Source organism: Rahnella sp. ATs2 (assembly GCF_051851855.1).
GTDB classification, from domain to species: Bacteria; Pseudomonadota; Gammaproteobacteria; order Enterobacterales; family Enterobacteriaceae; genus Rahnella; species Rahnella variigena.
This window is the reverse complement of record NZ_JBLYPL010000013.1, coordinates 83,113-100,257: the sequence shown is the minus strand read 5'-3', so window position 1 is coordinate 100,257 and position 17,145 is coordinate 83,113. Positions and strand designations below refer to the sequence as shown.

20 protein-coding genes are annotated in these 17,145 nt (G+C 54.6%); 16 read left to right on the top strand and 4 right to left on the bottom strand.

Annotation, left to right across the window (positions count from 1 at the left end; genetic code table 11):
* Positions 1-6 precede the first annotated feature (6 nt).
* On the top strand, positions 7-2,082 hold the full coding sequence (malQ, locus tag ACJY2G_RS15580) for a 4-alpha-glucanotransferase (RefSeq protein WP_439291914.1): 2,076 nt from the start codon (positions 7-9) through the stop codon (positions 2,080-2,082).
* A 44-nt stretch (positions 2,083-2,126) separates the two neighbouring features.
* On the opposite strand, the gene ACJY2G_RS15575 is transcribed toward malQ, so the two are convergent.
* On the bottom strand, positions 2,127-3,545 hold the full coding sequence (locus tag ACJY2G_RS15575) for a CBM96 family carbohydrate-binding protein (protein WP_120162631.1): 1,419 nt from the start codon (positions 3,543-3,545) through the stop codon (positions 2,127-2,129).
* 328 nt (positions 3,546-3,873) lie between these two features.
* Here ACJY2G_RS15575 and ACJY2G_RS15570 point away from each other — a divergent pair, with 328 nt between their 5' ends.
* From ACJY2G_RS15570 to tssD, 3 genes are read left to right on the top strand one after another with little or no spacing between them, the layout of a single operon-like run.
* Positions 3,874-4,389 (top strand): DUF2778 domain-containing protein, encoded by a 516-nt coding sequence (locus ACJY2G_RS15570; RefSeq protein ID WP_120162630.1) that lies wholly within the window; start codon positions 3,874-3,876, stop codon positions 4,387-4,389.
* Entirely contained in the window at positions 4,370-4,660 is a 291-nt protein-coding gene (locus ACJY2G_RS15565; RefSeq protein ID WP_120162629.1) for a hypothetical protein, read from the top strand. Before ACJY2G_RS15570 ends, ACJY2G_RS15565 begins: the two co-directional genes overlap by 20 nt.
* A 1-nt stretch (position 4,661) precedes the next feature.
* Positions 4,662-5,153, top strand: coding sequence for a type VI secretion system tube protein TssD (gene tssD / locus ACJY2G_RS15560; RefSeq protein ID WP_439291913.1), 492 nt, complete (start codon positions 4,662-4,664; stop codon positions 5,151-5,153).
* A 168-nt stretch (positions 5,154-5,321) separates the two neighbouring features.
* On the opposite strand, the gene nfuA is transcribed toward tssD, so the two are convergent.
* Positions 5,322-5,897, bottom strand: a complete 576-nt coding sequence (gene nfuA, locus ACJY2G_RS15555) for a Fe-S biogenesis protein NfuA (protein WP_112288671.1) — start codon at positions 5,895-5,897, stop codon at positions 5,322-5,324.
* 97 nt (positions 5,898-5,994) lie between these two features.
* Positions 5,995-6,684, bottom strand: a complete 690-nt coding sequence (gntX, locus tag ACJY2G_RS15550; protein ID WP_430320426.1) for a DNA utilization protein GntX — start codon at positions 6,682-6,684, stop codon at positions 5,995-5,997.
* 46 nt (positions 6,685-6,730) lie between these two features.
* Between gntX and bioH the strand changes: the two genes are divergently transcribed.
* The 12 genes from bioH (at position 6,731) to ACJY2G_RS15490 (ending at position 16,161) form a co-directional block, all read left to right on the top strand.
* On the top strand, positions 6,731-7,501 hold the full coding sequence (gene bioH / locus ACJY2G_RS15545) for a pimeloyl-ACP methyl ester esterase BioH (RefSeq protein WP_430320425.1): 771 nt from the start codon (positions 6,731-6,733) through the stop codon (positions 7,499-7,501).
* 228 nt (positions 7,502-7,729) lie between these two features.
* Positions 7,730-7,999 (top strand): YdgH/BhsA/McbA-like domain containing protein, encoded by a 270-nt coding sequence (locus ACJY2G_RS15540; protein ID WP_112288668.1) that lies wholly within the window; start codon positions 7,730-7,732, stop codon positions 7,997-7,999.
* Positions 8,000-8,301: 302 nt separating this feature from the next.
* Complete coding sequence (gene mdcA, locus ACJY2G_RS15535) at positions 8,302-9,963, top strand: malonate decarboxylase subunit alpha (RefSeq protein ID WP_112288667.1); 1,662 nt, start codon at positions 8,302-8,304, stop codon at positions 9,961-9,963.
* 5 nt (positions 9,964-9,968) lie between these two features.
* On the top strand, positions 9,969-10,826 hold the full coding sequence (locus ACJY2G_RS15530; RefSeq protein ID WP_120162655.1) for a triphosphoribosyl-dephospho-CoA synthase: 858 nt from the start codon (positions 9,969-9,971) through the stop codon (positions 10,824-10,826).
* 40 nt (positions 10,827-10,866) lie between these two features.
* Positions 10,867-11,169, top strand: coding sequence for a malonate decarboxylase subunit delta (locus ACJY2G_RS15525; RefSeq protein ID WP_112288665.1), 303 nt, complete (start codon positions 10,867-10,869; stop codon positions 11,167-11,169).
* Positions 11,159-12,001, top strand: coding sequence for a biotin-independent malonate decarboxylase subunit beta (locus ACJY2G_RS15520; protein WP_430320424.1), 843 nt, complete (start codon positions 11,159-11,161; stop codon positions 11,999-12,001). The genes ACJY2G_RS15525 and ACJY2G_RS15520 overlap by 11 nt, the downstream gene beginning before the upstream one ends.
* The gene (mdcE, locus tag ACJY2G_RS15515; RefSeq protein WP_430320422.1) at positions 11,998-12,813 is read left to right on the top strand and encodes a biotin-independent malonate decarboxylase subunit gamma; all 816 of its coding nucleotides are present in this window, start codon (positions 11,998-12,000) and stop codon (positions 12,811-12,813) included. The genes ACJY2G_RS15520 and mdcE overlap by 4 nt, the downstream gene beginning before the upstream one ends.
* A 189-nt stretch (positions 12,814-13,002) precedes the next feature.
* Positions 13,003-13,965 (top strand): AEC family transporter, encoded by a 963-nt coding sequence (locus tag ACJY2G_RS15510; RefSeq protein WP_095923831.1) that lies wholly within the window; start codon positions 13,003-13,005, stop codon positions 13,963-13,965.
* Positions 13,966-13,981: 16 nt separating this feature from the next.
* A complete protein-coding gene (locus ACJY2G_RS15505) occupies positions 13,982-14,608 on the top strand; it encodes a malonate decarboxylase holo-ACP synthase (RefSeq protein ID WP_430320421.1) in 627 nt (208 codons plus the stop codon).
* Positions 14,609-14,635: 27 nt separating this feature from the next.
* Complete coding sequence (gene mdcH / locus ACJY2G_RS15500) at positions 14,636-15,571, top strand: malonate decarboxylase subunit epsilon (RefSeq protein WP_430320420.1); 936 nt, start codon at positions 14,636-14,638, stop codon at positions 15,569-15,571.
* A 100-nt stretch (positions 15,572-15,671) separates the two neighbouring features.
* On the top strand, positions 15,672-15,911 hold the full coding sequence (locus tag ACJY2G_RS15495) for a DUF4160 domain-containing protein (protein WP_113877203.1): 240 nt from the start codon (positions 15,672-15,674) through the stop codon (positions 15,909-15,911).
* Positions 15,895-16,161, top strand: coding sequence for a DUF2442 domain-containing protein (locus ACJY2G_RS15490; RefSeq protein WP_430320419.1), 267 nt, complete (start codon positions 15,895-15,897; stop codon positions 16,159-16,161). The genes ACJY2G_RS15495 and ACJY2G_RS15490 overlap by 17 nt, the downstream gene beginning before the upstream one ends.
* Here the strand turns inward: ACJY2G_RS15490 and ACJY2G_RS15485 are convergent.
* The gene (locus ACJY2G_RS15485; RefSeq protein ID WP_430320418.1) at positions 16,141-17,061 is read right to left on the bottom strand and encodes a LysR family transcriptional regulator; all 921 of its coding nucleotides are present in this window, start codon (positions 17,059-17,061) and stop codon (positions 16,141-16,143) included. The genes ACJY2G_RS15490 and ACJY2G_RS15485 overlap by 21 nt on opposite strands.
* Positions 17,062-17,145 lie beyond the last annotated feature (84 nt).

The window sequence follows — 17,145 nt, the reverse complement described above, 5'->3', positions numbered from 1 at the left end:
GCAGACATGGAAGATAAGCAACTCGTTGCAGCCGCGCGCCGGGCAGGGATTGTAGACAGTTTCATCAATATGACGGATGACGTCGAAACAGTATCCGATGACACGCGGACGGCTTTGCTCGCGGCGATGGGGCGGGACCCGGCTGACGTGCCGGAAATCACGCCCGTACCGCCGGTAAAAGTATTTACACAAGGCAAAAAAGTGCTGCTAACGCCGGAAGGTGCTGGCGCTTTCAGCTGGCAACTGACGCAGGAAAACGGCAGTCAGACGCACGGCGACATCCCGGCGGGTCAGGCGCTGAACCTCGGCGCAGCGCTGCCTGCCGGTTATCACCAGCTGACGTTATCGCAAAACGGCAATGTCTGGCCCTGCCGGATTATCGTCGCGCCGCCGCGTTGCTATGATCCGCAGGCGTTGCGGGCGGGCAAAAAACTGTGGGGCGCGACGGTGCAGCTTTACACGCTGCGTTCGGAAAATAACTGGGGCGTGGGTGATTTCGGTGACCTGAAAAAAATGGTCGAAGAAGTTGGCAAACGTGGCGGGGCGTTCGTCGGGCTGAATCCTGTCCATTCGCTGTATCCGGCGAATCCGCAAAGTGCCAGTCCGTACAGCCCGTCGTCCCGCCGCTGGCTGAACCTGACCTACATCGATGTGAACGCCGTGGAGGAATTCGCCGCCAGTCGCGAAGCACAAAACTGGTGGCATTCCGGAGAGACGCGTGACGCGTTATTGCAGGCACGCAGTACGGAGTTTGTGGATTATCCGCAGGTCATGGCGCTGAAATCCGCCGCGCTGAAACTGGCCTGGCCGCTGTTTTGTGAACTGCCGCAAGACAGCCTGCGTAAGCAGGATTTCCGCCGGTTCGTGGAACTCGGCGGCGACAGTTTGCGGCAACAGGCGCTGTTCGACGCGCTGCATGTGCATCTGCGGGATCTGGATTTAGGCCAGTGGGGCTGGCCGGTGTGGCCGCAAGCCTATCGCGATGCCCAAAGCGCGGATGTACGCGAATTCAGTGAGCGTTATGCCAGTGAAGTTGAGTTCTTTCAGTGGCAGCAATGGCTGGCGCATACGCAGTTTTCTGAATGCTATCAGCGCAGTGTGGAACTGGAGATGCCGATCGGCGTGTACCGTGATCTGGCGGTCGGCGTGGCGCAAGGCGGCGCGGAAACCTGGTCTGATCCGGCGCTGTATTGCCTGAAAGCGACGATTGGCGCACCGCCGGATATTCTTGGCCCACAGGGGCAAAACTGGGGACTTCCGCCCATTGATCCGCACGAAATGAAAGTCCGTGCCTATCAGCCGTTTATTGATTTGCTGCGGGCAAATATGGCGGAGTGCGGCGCGCTGCGTATCGATCACGTGATGGGGCTGCTGCGTTTGTGGTGGATACCGGCGGATCAGGAGGCGGGGAATGGCGCGTATGTCCGTTATCCGCTGGAAGATTTACTCGGCGTGCTGGCGCTGGAAAGTCAGCGGCATCAGTGCATGGTGATTGGCGAAGATCTCGGTACAGTGCCGAAAGAGATTGTCGCCAGCCTGCGTGACAGCGGGGTGTATTCCTACAAAGTGTTGTATTTCGAGCACGATAAAAACTACGTTTACCGGCCGCCGGAGGATTATGTTCCGCAGGCAATGGCAACGGTCACCACGCATGATCTGCCTACGTTGCGCGGTTACTGGGAAGGCGGCGATTTAACGCTCGGTGCGTCACTGGGCGTTTATCCTGATCCGCAGGTGCTGGAGAAATTGCGTGGGGAGCGTGAACACAGCAAGCAGGGATTGCTGGATGCGTTGCATCAGACAGGGTGCGTGCCGAAATCGATCGGCAAAACGGCAGCAAACATGCCGATGACGCCGGTGCTAAATGGCGGACTACAGCGTTATCTGGCGGGCAGTGCCAGCGCATTGCTCGGCCTGCAACCTGAAGACTGGCTGGATATGGATTTGCCGGTTAATGTGCCGGGCACGAATACTGAATACCCTAACTGGCAGCGCAAACTGACGCGAACGCTGGAGGAAATGTTTGGCGATGAGCATATTGATGCGCTGCTGGCTGATTTGAGCAAACGGCGAAAGGGGTAATCCAGGTGGCAGAAAAGGGCCTGAGTTTCCTCAGGCCGCTGTGATTAATTCTCTGTTGCCGCCTTGTAGCCTTTCACGATCAGCAACGGTGGATGGTTGGTTTCGGTGGAATCGAAGGTGTACGTCCCGCCATTCTGGTCACCACCGAGGTAGAAAGCGACTTCCGTTTTGCCTTCTGCCAGCGCCTGGCGAACAGCCGTATCCACGATAGCGTCGCGATACTGACGGTTATTATTCATCGAGATGGTGCCAGCTGACTGGTAATCCGTTGCCGGATGGTTATCCCAGTTCACTGTTTTGCCATCCCAGTCCGTGGATGTGCTGTAGACATTCAGCTTGCCGGTGGCGCTGGAAGCCGCATTGCCACCAAACACCCGCAGACGGTAGACGAATAATCCCTCTTCAGAGGCCGGGATGGCTTCCGGCAGTGCAGGAATTTTAAACTTAAACAGGATCAGGCTTTCCGGATTACTGGCATGACCGCCGTTTTTCCAGTTGTCGCTGGCGGTCAGCAACGTGCTGCTGCCGTAATTGGTGCTGCTGTTGGTACTGCTGACGACCGTGTCTTCCAGTGCAGGCTCGTAGCTGTAAGGGATGGTGTTACTGCAATCGAAAGCCAGATTCATACACAAGTCGGTCATGTATTTCGCTGACTGTTCAGGCCAGCCATTCACAAAATCACCATGGGCGGTGTAAATGCTGCCCCACTTCTCGATGCGTTGATCACCGACCATTTCAGGGTCCAGCGAAAGCTGTATTTTGCTGGTATCCAGTGAGGTGATTTGCGGCAACACGTAGGCAATGTTCATGTTGACCTTAGGTATTTTCACCGGAAAAGCCGCAGGACAGACATTGTTTGAGTCATACGTGGCGTTCGCCACACCCTTCTCAGGTTTCAGATGAACACCGTCCCAGCAGTTGGGGAAGTTAATGCCGATGTTGAACTGCACGGCATCCCCGCCTGAGCGCAAACCACAGACCTGATCGGCGGTGTTTGTGTAGCCGTTCCCATTGGCACACAAGAAGCTGACGTGCGGATTGGGTGCGGTGCCCACGTGATCCCCTGCCAGCAGCTGTAACCCCTTTGGGAAAGGCGTCAGCGGATACTTTTCTACCGAGTTAGCCTGATAATAGGTTTTCTGATACGACGGCTTCACCACTTCGCCTGTAGGCAGTTTCATGGTCGGTGCCCAATAGGCGGTGGAATCTGCCTTGTTGTCGCAGGTGGTTTCCGGGTTCGCCTGCAGCGTGTCGTAGGTGGAATACGCATCGGTGCTGGTGTTACCAAAGAAATCGTGCAGCATCGCGTGATTGGGCATACCAAACATCAGAATGGCATCGTCGCCGAGGGTATGGCTGTAGGAACAGGAAACGTTGGACTGTCCTGATGCCGCATGAGAAGCCAGCGGCATCAGGGCGAACAGACCCGCGAGAGGGACTAAAACGCGTAAGGTTTTTTTCATAACAGACTCCGGACAGACAGTGATTTCCTTAGAAATGACATCCGGGGAAGTGTGTGTGTCCGGCCTGGCTCTCGCTTGAGAAAGCAGGTCTGAGACGTGTTGTAATACACGATTCCTTTTCCCCTGCCTCTGTTTTATGCGCAATCTGTGCGTGCTGAAAGCGAGTCTGGTTGTGCCATTACGGGCACAGCGACTGACGCAAATTATTGCTCATTAAAGACAGTGTGTATCGCGTCACAATTAAGCAATTGTTAACAATAAAACCACAATAATTAAATGGTTAATGGCATAAAATCATCCTAGCTAAATTGGAGCGTAAGGGGCTGGGATGGCACTAAATGGAAAGTTTGTTATTAACGATGCTGATTATTCACCGTTAAGTTTTCCGGGGTTAGGAACGTTTCTCGCGTTTTCTGGTAACGGTGCTTATCGCAACCTTGGCGGGTGCGGGATGATTCCAGTCAAAGGGCCAATACCAGCCGGTAAATATTGGATTGTTGACCGTCCAGAGGGGGGGCTGAAATCGCGACTTGAAACTGGCATAAAAGACACATACAACCACTACAGAAAAGGTGCTACGTATAAGCATTCCGACTGGTTTGCTTTGTGGCGTGATGATTGGACGATAGACGATTACACCTGGATAGAATTAGTAAAACGGGGGAATTTCCGCCTCCACCCCGGCACCTTATCTGAGGGATGTATTACGCTCCCCCACGATTCAGATTTTGCGATGGTAAGAAACGCACTGTTAAGAACAACATTAATCGATGTGCCTTGCATGAAAGCTTTAAAAGCTTACGGCAGCATTGAGGTGATCGTAAATGGCAAAACCTGTCCGTAGCCTAAATTCCTGTTTCAAATATTTAGCCATGAAATTAGGCAAACTGGCCTTATTTTTTGTGCTGCTTTATTTGGCTGCACTGGCAATAAACCCGGAAAGTTTTATCAGCCTCGAGGCATCTGAAAGTTTTGCTCAGCGGGCAGATGGTTTTGTGAGTCAGGAAAATTTTGATGATTTATGGGTTTTAACATGGGTGGTTTGTTCAGTACTTTCCGCCGTTGTTGGATATGTCGTGATAATGAAATCAATTAAAAAAATAAGGAGAAAGTAAAATGCCGATCCCCCCGTACCTATGGCTTAAAGATGATGGTGGTGCAGACATCAAAGGCTCCGTTGACGTCAACGGCCGCGAGGGCAGTATCGAGGTTATTGGAATGAGCCACGGGCTTAATCTGCCTGTTGATCCCGCTTCTGGCAAAATCACTGGCCCGCGGTCTCATTCAGCTTTCATGTTTGAGAAAGAGACCGACAGTTCAAGTCCGTACCTGTACAAAGCTGTGGCGACTGGCCAGATGCTTAAAAGTGCAGAAGTTCGTTTTTATTCAATCAATGATGCCGGTCAGGAGGTGTGTTACTTCATTGTTGTCATGGAGGGCGTGAAGATAACCGGCGTAAATCCGTGCGTGCCAAATATCCGCATGGCCGGTAACTCACAGATGAACCACATGGAGTCAGTTTCCATGATGTACGAAAAAGTCACCTGGAAGTTTGTAGACGGCAACATTCATTACAGCGATGCGTGGACGGAAAGAGTGACGGCGTGATGACTCTTTGTCGTTCTTTTCATAATGCAGTGTTTGCTTGCAGCCACGGCGCAGAATATAAAGAAGAAAAGAGTAGCCCCAGCTGAATAAGTGTGGGGAGTCAGCAACCTTTAGGGCCCAGCAGTGCTGAACCCTAAAGTATTGTGATACTGGAATGGCGTTAACCGATCAGTAGAACGAGTGTTCACCGCGCTGGTGTTCGGTCAGGTCACGAACGCCTTTCAGCTCAGGGAAGTTTTGCAGCAGTTCTTTCTCGATGCCATCTTTCAGGGTGACATCAATCATTGAACAGCCGTTACAGCCGCCGCCGAATTGCAGAACAGCGATACCGTCGTCAGTGATTTCCATCAGGGAAACACGGCCGCCGTGGCTGGCTAGCTGCGGGTTAATCTGCGATTGCAGCTGATATTCAACACGTTCCATCAGCGGCGCATCGTCAGAAACTTTACGCATTTTGGCGTTCGGTGCCTTCAGCGTCAGCTGAGAACCGAGCTGATCGGTAACGAAGTCGATGACCGCATCCTGCAGATAAGGTGCGCTTAATTCATCGACGAAAGCGGACAGTTTCTCGAACTTCAGTTCGGTATCCGTCGCTTCAACGGCGTCCGGCGGGCAATAAGAGACACCGCATTCTGCGGTCGGCGTACCGGGATTGATCACGAATACGCGGATTTGGGTGCCTTCTTCCTGGCTTGCCAGCAATTTGGCAAAGTGCTCTTGGGCAGCATCGGTAATAAGGATCATAACATTCGCTCAATAGTTGACTACTCTAGTTGGTTATAATACGCCCTTTCATTTTACCCGTCACCCTTCACGTTGCCAGAGTGTTAGCAGCACGTGCCTATGTCTGCAACGTCCGGCAGATACAGGCGATTTGCAGTGAAGCAACGCCCTGATTGCGCAGTATTTTACTGATTTCACGCACCGTGCTGCCGGTCGTCACCACATCATCCAGCAGCATCACGTGCTTATCTCGCAGATTGATATGGCAGGTGAAGGCTTTACGCAGATTCCACTTTCTTTCCCGCTCGGTCAGGCTTTGTTGTGATGTCGTCTGCCGGTCGCGGCTCAGGGCATCGGGCCGGTATTCACAATGCAGCCAGCGTGCCAGTGGTTTTGCCAGCAATTCACTCTGATTATAACCGCGTGAGAAATAGCGTTTCTGATGCAGCGGCACGCTGAGGAGCACGTCGGGTCTGGGCAGATTACGCATCCGGTAGCGTTCCTGCCAGCGCAGCAACAGCAAGCGGGCGAGTGCGGTGTCGAGCTCTGGTTGCCCGGAGAATTTGAACCGCAACACCAGCCCGCTCACCGGCATTTCATAGGGACTGGCGAAGATCATCGCGTCCCACGGCGGCGGTTTTAATAAACACCGCCCGCAATCAGCCTCACCGCCGCTGGAGGGCAATCCGCAGCGCAGGCAATGCGGCGGGGCGACCGGCAGATGTTTCATACACAGGCTGCAAATGCCCTGGATCGTAAGATGCAGCGGACACTGGCATAGCCAACAGCGGCCGGCAATTGTTAGCATAGTGGCGGGTTCCTTTAGCCATTCAGACAGACACGGACAATACGCTATGAACACGCTTTACCAGGAGACAATCGGCGAAGGAGATCGCCATCTTGTGCTGCTTCACGGATGGGGGCTGAATGCCGAAGTCTGGCGTTACACGGCAGAGCGACTTGCGCCGCAATTTTGTCTGCATCTGATCGACCTGCCGGGCTATGGCCGCAGTGAAGGTTTCGGGGCGATGACGCTGGAAGAGATGGCGGAAACGGTTCTGGCGGTCATGCCGCCAAAGGCCTCGCTGATGGGCTGGTCGCTGGGCGGTCTGGTCGCCAGCAAGATTGCGCTGAGCGCGCCGCAGCGCGTGGAAAAACTGATTACCGTAGCATCTTCGCCTTGCTTTACCGCGCACGAAGACTGGCCGGGGATCCGCCCCGACGTGCTGCAGGGTTTTCAGCATCAGCTGAGTGAAGATTTCCAGCGCACGGTCGAGCGTTTTCTGGCGTTGCAGACACTCGGCAGCGACAGCGCGCGTCAGGATGCCCGTCTGCTGAAATCAATTGTCCTGAGTCTGCCGATGCCACCGTCTAATGTGCTCAACGGCGGGCTGGAGATTTTGCGCACGGCCGATTTACGCCAGCCGATGACGCAGCTGACGTTGCCAATATTGCGTATTTACGGCGCGCTGGACGGGCTGGTGCCGCGAAAAGTCGTGCCGTTGCTGGATGCGTTACTGCCGGATTCCCGTTCAGAAGTCATTGAAAAAGCAGCACATGCGCCGTTTATTTCTCATCCGGATGCATTTTGTGAACTTGCCGGTCAGTTCCTGATGTCAGAATGAAAATCAATGTAAATATTTTTTACTAATTTCTGGATAATTCCCGAAGGTGATTAATACTTAAGCCGATAGATGCCGGAGGTGAGAGGGTAAGAGTTTCTATCGCCCGTTTGTGTCTCTGGGGAGAAATCTGGTGGTTGACCAGGAAGGTTCGTGCCAGCACAGATTCACCTGCCGTTCATATCTTGACTGCTTTCTTTCAAAATTATTCATCCAATTAGAGGTAATGTCATGAAATCAAATAAAATTATTATTGCAGCTGTTCTGGCAGGTTTGTTCTCTGTGAACGCAATGGCCGCTGAGATGATCACCAAAGAAGAAGCCAAAGATAAGGGTTACACCAGCCTGGGCGTGGTAACGACCAGCAATGAATACACTGCGCCAATGGATGCTAAAGATGAGCTGTCCAAACTGGCTGATGAAAAAGGCGGGAAATACTACGTCGTCATCGCCGCGCAGGAGAAAAAGAAAATCACTGCTACCGCAGAAGTGTTCAAGTAATTCTCTGAATCTGCGAAAAGGGGATGCCTGGAGCATCCCTTTTTTTCGCCTGTTTTTGCGCACTTCCTCTCATTCCTTGTTCTGTATCAAACTGTTTTTAAAGAATTCTCTTCAATCGTTACTCTCAGAGTAACGAAGTGTCAGCGCCCTTAATTGATGGGTATCTCACCGCTTCCTATACTTAACACGCTAATTAAACAGGTCAATTGTGATGCAACCGCCACTTGACTGAACTTCCCACCCTCCTTTTTGTTTCATCACGACGGGAAAGATTCAGCAAGCTCAACCCAGGGAGGTTTGGCATGCCGCAACATCCGCAGACCACGAAAGTATGGGACACCCGCCGCAGCGAAAAACAACGGCGTATCGACAGTGTCCGTTCCGTGGCAGAGGGTAAAGTTTTACCCACAGATAAAATCATCCCCATCCTCGAAACGCTGATCGCCTCCGGTGACCGCGTGGTGATGGAAGGTAACAACCAAAAACAAGCTGACTTTCTTTCCCGTTCGCTGGCAAAAGTGAACCCTGAAAAGCTGCATGATTTACATATGATCATGCCGAGCGTCAGCCGTGCTGAACATCTGGATCTCTTCGAACGCGGTATCGCCCGCAAGCTTGATTTCGCTTTCTCCGGACCGCAAAGCCTGCGTATCGCGCAACTGCTTGAAGACGGTCAGATGGAAATCGGCGCTATCCACACGTACATCGAACTGTATTCCCGTCTTTATGTCGATCTGGTGCCGAACATCGCGCTGATCGCCGGCTTCAAAGCGGACCGTAAAGGCAATCTGTATACCGGCGCAAGCACTGAAGATACGCCGGCGCTGGTGGAAGCCGCTGCCTTTAAAAACGGCATCGTGATTGCGCAAGTGAATGAACTTGTCGAAGAAGACACCGACCTGCCGCGCGTCGATATCCCAGGTGACTGGATTGATTTCGTGGTCGTCGCCGACAAGCCGTTCTTCATCGAACCGCTGTTCACCCGTGACCCGCGCCTGATTAAACCGGTTCACGTACTGATGGCGATGATGGCGATTAAGGGTATTTACGCCAAACACAACGTGCAGTCCCTGAACCACGGTATCGGTTTTAACACCGCAGCCATCGAACTGCTGCTGCCGACGTACGGCGAACAACTCGGTCTGCGCGGCAAAATCTGTAAACACTGGACGCTAAATCCGCATCCGACGCTGATCCCGGCTATCGAAAGCGGCTGGGTGGAAACCGTTCACTGCTTCGGCGGCGAAATGGGGATGGAAGAGTACATTCGCGCTCGTCCGGATGTGTTCTTCACCGGCTCCGACGGCTCCATGCGTTCTAACCGTGCGTTCTGCCAGATGGCAGGCCAGTACGCCGTCGACATGTTCATCGGTTCCACCTTGCAGGTCGATGGTCTGGCGAACTCCTCAACGGTGACACGCGGTCGTCTGGCCGGTTTCGGTGGCGCGCCTAACATGGGCCATGACCCGCACGGTCGTCGTCACTCCACGCCAGCCTGGCTCGACATGATTGAAGAGCCGGATCCGATGGCACGCGGTAAAAAACTGGTCGTACAGATGGTGGAAACCTTTCAGGCCGGGGGCAAACCGACGTTCGTTGAGAAACTCGAAGCCGTCGATGTGGGTAAAGAATCCGGTATGCCGCTGGCGCCTGTGATGATTTACGGCGACGACGTGACCCACGTGCTGACCGAAGAGGGGATTGCTTACCTGCACCGCGCCCGCTCTCTGGAAGAACGCCGCGCAATGGTCGCTGCGGTGGCCGGTATCACTGACATCGGTCTGGGCGTTGATGCCAAACGCGTCGCCGATCTGCGCCGTCAGGAACTGGTGGTCTTCCCTGAAGACATGGGCATTCGTCGCACCGATGCCACCCGTTCTTTACTGGCGGCAGGCAGCGTGAGCGAACTGGTTGACTGGTCCGGCGGTTTGTATAACCCGCCTGCTAAATTCCGTAGCTGGTGATCCTGATGCCGCAGACTTTAACGATTGGCGCTGTACTGACAGCGGAAGAACTGGCCGAAAGGCTGGCAGAAACGGCGACGCAGGCGCTGATCGACGAAGCGCGGCTTAGCCCGAAACCGGGACTGGTAGACAGCCGGAGTTCCGGCGCACATCAGGATTTAACGTTGGATCTGATGGTGCGTTCGGCACGCAGCCTGACCTCCACTTTCTATTTGCTGGCTTTACACAGCTGGCAGCGCCCGGCGGATATCGCCCTGCGTCAGGAAGTGGGGCGCTTAGGTCGTGCTGGTGAAGCACAAATGATGGCGGAAACCGGCGGAGTGAATACTCACCGGGGCGCTATCTGGGCGATGGGGCTGCTGGTCAGCGCCGTTGCCATGCAGCCGGAACGTTTGCTGCCGCAAAGTATTGCGCAGCGCGCCGCGAAAATTGCGGCGTTACCCGATGCTTTCAGCCCGAAAAAATTCAGTAAAGGTTCGCACGCCGTGCAGCGTTATCAGGTGCCGGGTGCGCGTGAAGAAGCACAAAGTGGTTTCCCGCACATTATCGACCGGGCACTGCCGCAGCTTCATCACAGCCGGACACGAGGCGCCAGCGAAAGCGAAGCACAGGTCGATGCCTTGCTGGCGGTGATGACCACGCTTGCCGACACCTGTGTGCTGTCACGCGGCGGTTTACCGGCGCTTGAAGCCATGCATCAGGGCGCGCAGGCGGTACTGGAAGCTGGTGGCACCAGCACGATGGCGGGCAAACAACTGTTGCGCCATCTCGAACACCGGATGCTGGCGGACAACACATCGCCCGGCGGTGCTGCTGATTTACTGGCCGCGACACTGTTCCTCGACCGCGTGAGCGTGGTCTGAACCGGATACGAATTAACTAACATCAGTACAAAGAGGTGTTATGGAACGTTTTGAATTTAACTACCCGGCGGCTAAACCGCTGGCAGGCCGCGCCGAAGCCGGCGTGGTAGGTTCCGGCGATTTAGAAGCGCTGTATGAACCCGACACAGCCAGTGCGCTGAAAATTATCGTCACCACATCGGTCGACGGCAGCCATACCTTGTGGCAGAACTTTTTTAACCGTCTGAGTGCGCTGCGTGAATTACCGGCAGGCCGTCTGGACATTAATGATTTTGGCGCCACACCAGGGGTTGCCCGTCTGCGTATCGAACAGGTCTTTGAGGAGGCAGAAAATGCCAACTGATACTGATCAGAGCTTTATCGAACTGAGCGCCCGTCAGCGCGCCCGCAAACTGCTGGACGACGGCACTTTCCGCGAACTGCTCGGGCCGTTCGAACGCGTGATGTCGCCATGGCTGGAACCGCAGGGCATCGTCCCGCAGGCCGATGACGGCATGGTGGTTGCAAGAGGCCAGATTAACGGTCAGCCCGCCGTGGTTGTGGCGATTGAAGGCAGTTTCCAGGGCGGCAGCATGGGCGAAGTGTCCGGTGCCAAAATGGCCGCGGCGCTGGAACTGGCCGCAGAAGATAACCGCAACGGCATCCCGACGCAGGCCGTTCTGCTGCTCGAAACCGGCGGTGTGCGTTTGCAGGAAGCCAATCTGGGTCTGGCGGCGATCGCGGATATTCATGCCGCAATCGTAGATTTACGCCGCTATACGCCGGTGATTGGCGTGGTTGCCGGTACGGTCGGTTGCTTTGGCGGGATGTCGATTGCCGCCGCGCTGTGCAGCTATCTGATTGTCACCCGCGAAGCCCGTCTGGGTCTGAATGGTCCTCAGGTTATTGAACAGGAAGCCGGTATCGATGAATACGATTCCCGCGACCGTCCGTTTATCTGGAGCATGACCGGTGGCGAAGTGCGCTATCACAGCGGGTTTGTTGATGCGCTGGTGAAAGATTCCCTGAATGAAGTGAAAGACAGCGTACTGGCCTTTATTAAAGCGGGCGTACCTGCGACACATCGTTCTGATAATTATGATTATTACCTGCCAAAACTGACCGGTTTTGACACCGCGCAGCAGGCCAGCCGTGAAGTGACGGAAGCCTTGTTTAACCGGGAGGATCGCGCATGAGCAACGTAGCAAATAATGCAGCCAGCCGGGGTGATTACTGGTTCGCTGAACTGACCAAAGATGCCACGCCGGTAAACGGTCTTTGCCCTTCCGTGAAAGCGGCTGACGGCAAACTGAATGACCAGCCCGTGCGTTTCATCGCCGTGGTACCAGATAAAAATAACCAGTATCCGCGTGCTGCGGGCGGCGAAGTCGGTCTGCTCGAAGGCTGGAATCTGGCAAAAGTAGTCAACGACGTCATTGATGCCGACGCTAATGCCACCACCAAACGCGCCATCGTGGCTGTGATTGATGTGCCAAGTCAGGCATACGGTCGTCGCGAAGAAGCATTCGGTATCCATCAGGCGCTGGCCGGTGCCGCAGGGGCGTACGCCAAAGCGCGTCTGGCCGGGCATCCGGTGGTCGGGCTGATTGTCGGTAAAGCGATGTCCGGTGCGTTTCTGGCGCACGGTTATCAGGCCAACAAACTGATCGCCTTCAAAAACAACGGCGTGATGATCCACGCGATGGGCAAAGAATCCGCTGCACGTATCACCTTACGTTCTGTGGACGCGCTGGAAAAACTGGCCGCCACCATTCCGCCGATGGCTTATGACATCGAAAACTACGCCACGCTGGGCCTGCTGTCGCAATTACTCGACATTGCTGATCCGGATAAGGCAACACCCGACGATATCAGCAACGTGCAAAACGTTGTCTGGCAAAACATCCAGGACGCACGCAAAGAAGGCGTTAGCCTCAGCAACCGTCTGGGTGCGGAAAACCGCGCAAGTTCGCAGCGCGTTCGCCAGCTGATGCGTCAGGAATGGTAATTCGTTAAAACTTTCAGTCTCAACCGGTAACGCACCTGCAAACAGCGTGACGCAGCCGCATTGCGGGTTCCCGCCCTGACATACCGTCCGGGCGAGGACCTGCTGTTGTCTGCAACTGGACTGTCATACTAAAAAAACCATCGCACCGGCGCCGACTGAGCATTCATTTTTTGCCTCAGGAAAAACGCTATGACTTACGTAATATTGCACGCGCTTGCCCCTATTTTCGTCATCATGATCCTCGGTTTTTACGCCGGGAAAGCGAAAATGGTGGATAACCAGAATGTCTCTTTACTTAATATTTTCGTGATGGATTTTGCTTTACCCGCTGCGCTGTTTGCAGCAACTGTACAGACCCCGTGGGCGGGCATTGTTGAACAGTCACCGCTGATTCTGGTGCTGGTTCTGGCGATGTGGATAACCTACGCGGCGATTTACTTTATTTGTACCAAAGTCTTTAAAAAGTCTCCGCAGGATGCGGCGGTTCTGACGCTGACTGTGGCACTGCCGAACTATGCGGCGCTTGGTTTGCCGATTCTGAGCAGCGTGATGGGTGATGCGCCGTCGACTTCACTGTCCGTCGCGGTATCTATCGCCTGCGGTTCCGTGCTGATGACGCCGTTCTGTCTGCTGATCCTAGAACGTGAAAAAGCGCGTCTCAGTGGTGAAAATCAGGGGTCCTCTCTGGCACTGTTGCCGGTTCTGATGTGGCGTTCAGTGAAAAAACCGATCGTCTGGGCACCATTGCTGGGCGTGATCCTGTCGGCGATTGGCATTAAAATGCCGGAAATTTTCCTGGCATCGATCAAACCGCTGGGTCTGTCAGCGACCGCGTCTGCGCTGTTCCTGACCGGTGTTATCCTGTCAGCGCGTAAACTGAAAATTAACGGTCCGGTGCTGTTGTCTTGCGTGGCGAAAAACCTGATCCAGCCGTTTATTGCCTGGGGTCTGGTTCTGGCATTTGGCCTGAGCGGTCAGGTGGCTGTGACGGCGATCCTGATGATTGCGTTGTCTGCCGGTTTCTTCGGTATCGTGTTCGGGAACCGTTTCGGGGTTCAGTCTCCGGATGCAGAAGCGTCACTGCTGATCAGTTCCGTATTATGTATCGTGACATTGCCGCTGTTTATCTCTCTGACAGCCGCACTTCACTAATCAGAAAGGTTGGAATATGTGTGACCCGCGTGCCCATGATTTTGTCTGGATTAGCGACCGTTCTGCGCTGCAAAGCGACGACACGTTACCCGCGTGGGTAAACACCGGCTGGCGTACGTCGCTGCCGCTGGTGGTGCGTCGCGATAAGCGGGCTGACGGCGCAGTTCCTGTGGGCATTCGCGGCATGACCCGTATTCAGCGTGCCGCCGCCTGGATAGATCCGGCGGCGGTGGTGCGGGTCGTCACGCCCGAATCTCTGGTCAGCGACGTGAATGCATTACTGCATTCGCCGTTTGTGTCACAGCAACCGGTGCAGGCGCTGATTACGTTATGCAGCCTGCAACTGCCTTTCCCGTGGGGCGTGACGGGCAGTTGCGCCTACGCGCTGGTCAGTGACCTTCCCGTCATGCACGCCGACAGCGATCTTGATTTACTGGTGCGCTGCGACACGCCGCTGGATCCTTCTCAGTTTTCCGATTTTTACGACCAGCTTCAGCGGCTTCCCTGCCGCGCCGATGTTCAGATCAATACGCCACAGGGCGGATTTGCCCTCAGCGAATGGCTGCGTGGCGGTGACATCATGCTGAAAACGGCGTCCGGCCCGTTGCTGGTGCGCGACCCGTGGCAATTGCCGGCAGACTGAAACCGGCCACAAGAAGCAAGGAGCACGATGAAAATCTTATTTACTTTCCCCGGACAGGGCCCGCAGGTGCCGCAAATGCTGCATCGCCTGCCGGATAACCCGCTCACACATTCCCTCATTGAACAGGCCAGCCTCGCGCTGGGCGAAGATGTTTTGCTGCTTGATACCGCCGATGCCTTACGCTCCACCCGTGCCGTACAACTGTGTTTGCTGATTGCCGGTGTGGTCTGGGCGAAACAATGCCAGGCCGAAGGCGTTGAGGCCGATTTTTGCAGCGGGCTGTCAATTGGTGCGTTTCCGGCAGCGGTGATTGCCGGTGCGCTCGACTTTGATGATGCCGTACGGCTGGTCGCGCTGCGCGGGGAACTGATGCAAAAGGCCTATCCGCAAGGCTTTGGCCTTTCAGCGATCACCGGGTTGCGTCAGATGCAGGTTGAGGAACTGGTGGCGCAGGTCAACAGCGCTGAATCTCCGGTGTATCTGGCGAATATTAACGCGGAAGACCAGCTGGTGGTTGCGGGCAGCGATGCCGCTATGGCACAGGTCATGCAACTGGCGAAAGGGCTGGGAGCGCAGAAAACGCATCAGCTGGCGGTCAGTGTGCCATCACATTGCGCATTGCTCGATGAACCTGCGGCGAAACTGGTTGAGGCGTTTAAACAGATTCACATTTCCCGTCCGACCTGCGGTTATCTCAGCGGAACAACCGGGCGTGTTTACTGGCAGGCGGAAAAAATCGCGGACGATCTGGCGATGAACATGGCGCGTACTGTGAACTGGCGTGATGCCATGGTCGCGGCCTACCAGCGCGATGTGCGACTGGCAATTGAAATGCCGCCGGGCGCGGTGCTTACCGGCCTGACCCGCCGTGCGATGGAACAGGGCGAAGCGCTGTCTTTATGCCAGTCAGGTATGCATGTTGCGGGACGTCTCGCAGCGCGGTTACGGGAAAACGAACGCTGATTAAAGGCATGATAGGTTGGGGATGCTACGGAATAAAAGCCTTTCCTGAGTGAAAGGTTTTTTGTTTTTACCGAACCGTTAACACAGGGAAGTCACCGACATGCCAGTTATTCTGCGCTTTAAAAATTATCGTTTTTTCTTTTATTCCAATGAGGGAAACCCGCCTGAGCCTCATCATATTCATGTAAGATCCGGTCAGAAAGAAGCCAAACTTTGGCTTGTACCTGTTGCCATGTGTCGTCAGACAGGTTTTTCGTCCAGAGAAGTCAGGGAAATCATAACGCTAACAAACGTTTATCAGACAGTCTTTCAAGGAGCATGGAATGAATATTTCGCCTAAAAGTGTTCGGTTCGATGATAGTACGATGTGGGTCACTCTTGAAGATGGGCAAATCCTGGAGGTACCGCTGATGCAGTTCCCGGTCCTGCTGAATGCAACACCCGCGCAGCGTCAGGATTATGAAATCAGTGCTTATGGTTTGCATTGGGATGCCCTTGATGAAGATATTTCTATTGAGGGCTTAATAGTGGGAAAGCCGGTCGCTAAACAGGCAGTAAATAACCGTCTGTCAGCGCTTTCTGCTCGCTAGCGCATACATCCGGCTTTCAGCGGCGAGGGCGAGGAGGTTGGGATCGTGCTCGCGGCTGTGCGGGAAGACCAGCGAAATGGTCTGGCGCATCTGATAGGCTTCTGCCAGTGGCAGTAATTTCACCGTATTTTCGTACACGCCTTTCATCCTGCCGGGAATGAGCGTGTATCCGACGCCCGCCTGTACCAGACTCAGCATCGAAAAAATATCGTTTACCCGTGTGACAATGTCCGGCTCAAAACCGGCGACCTGAAAGGCTTCCTGAAAGCCGTGGTAAGTCGCAAACCCTTCTGCCAGTGAAACGAATTTCTTCTGTTTGTAATCGCGTAAATCCGCCGTGCCTTCCGACGCCAGTTCTGCGCTGGCGGGGGCAGCGAGAAAAATATCATCCTGAAACAGCGGCAACTGATCGTAGCGCTGTGCGTCCACGCTCGAATCACTGGTCGAAATCAGAATCGCATCCAGCAGGCCGTCTTCCAGCTTTTGCAGCAAATCACTGTTAGACCCCATCACCAGCTCCAGTTCAAGCTCGGGTCGGCGCAGTTTCAGCCCCATAATCAGGCGCGGAATAGTTTCCAGGGTCAGCGAATACAACGTGCCGACTTTCAGGCGTTTATCCCCAAAACCGGCGGCGCGCTGCGTGGCCTGGATCCCATGTTCCATCTGTTCAATCACCTGCGTGGCATGTTCCAGTAACGCTTCAGCCGCGGGCAACGGCAGCAGATTGCGCCCGCGATGGATAAACAGCGGACAGCGCAAACCTTCTTCCAGAGAATGCAGGGCGCGATGCACGCTCACGCTGCTCAGACCGAGTTGTTCGGCTGCGCGGGTGATGTTTTGCTTTTCCATGTAAGCGAGGAAAATTTCGAGTTTGCGGAAGGTGATTTCACTGTCGATCATACAGGCTCCTGCGGCGCGTTTTAGGCCGTTGCGGTCTGAGATGATAGCTGAATAGCCGCCGGGCGACTATTCAGGAAGGGCGGA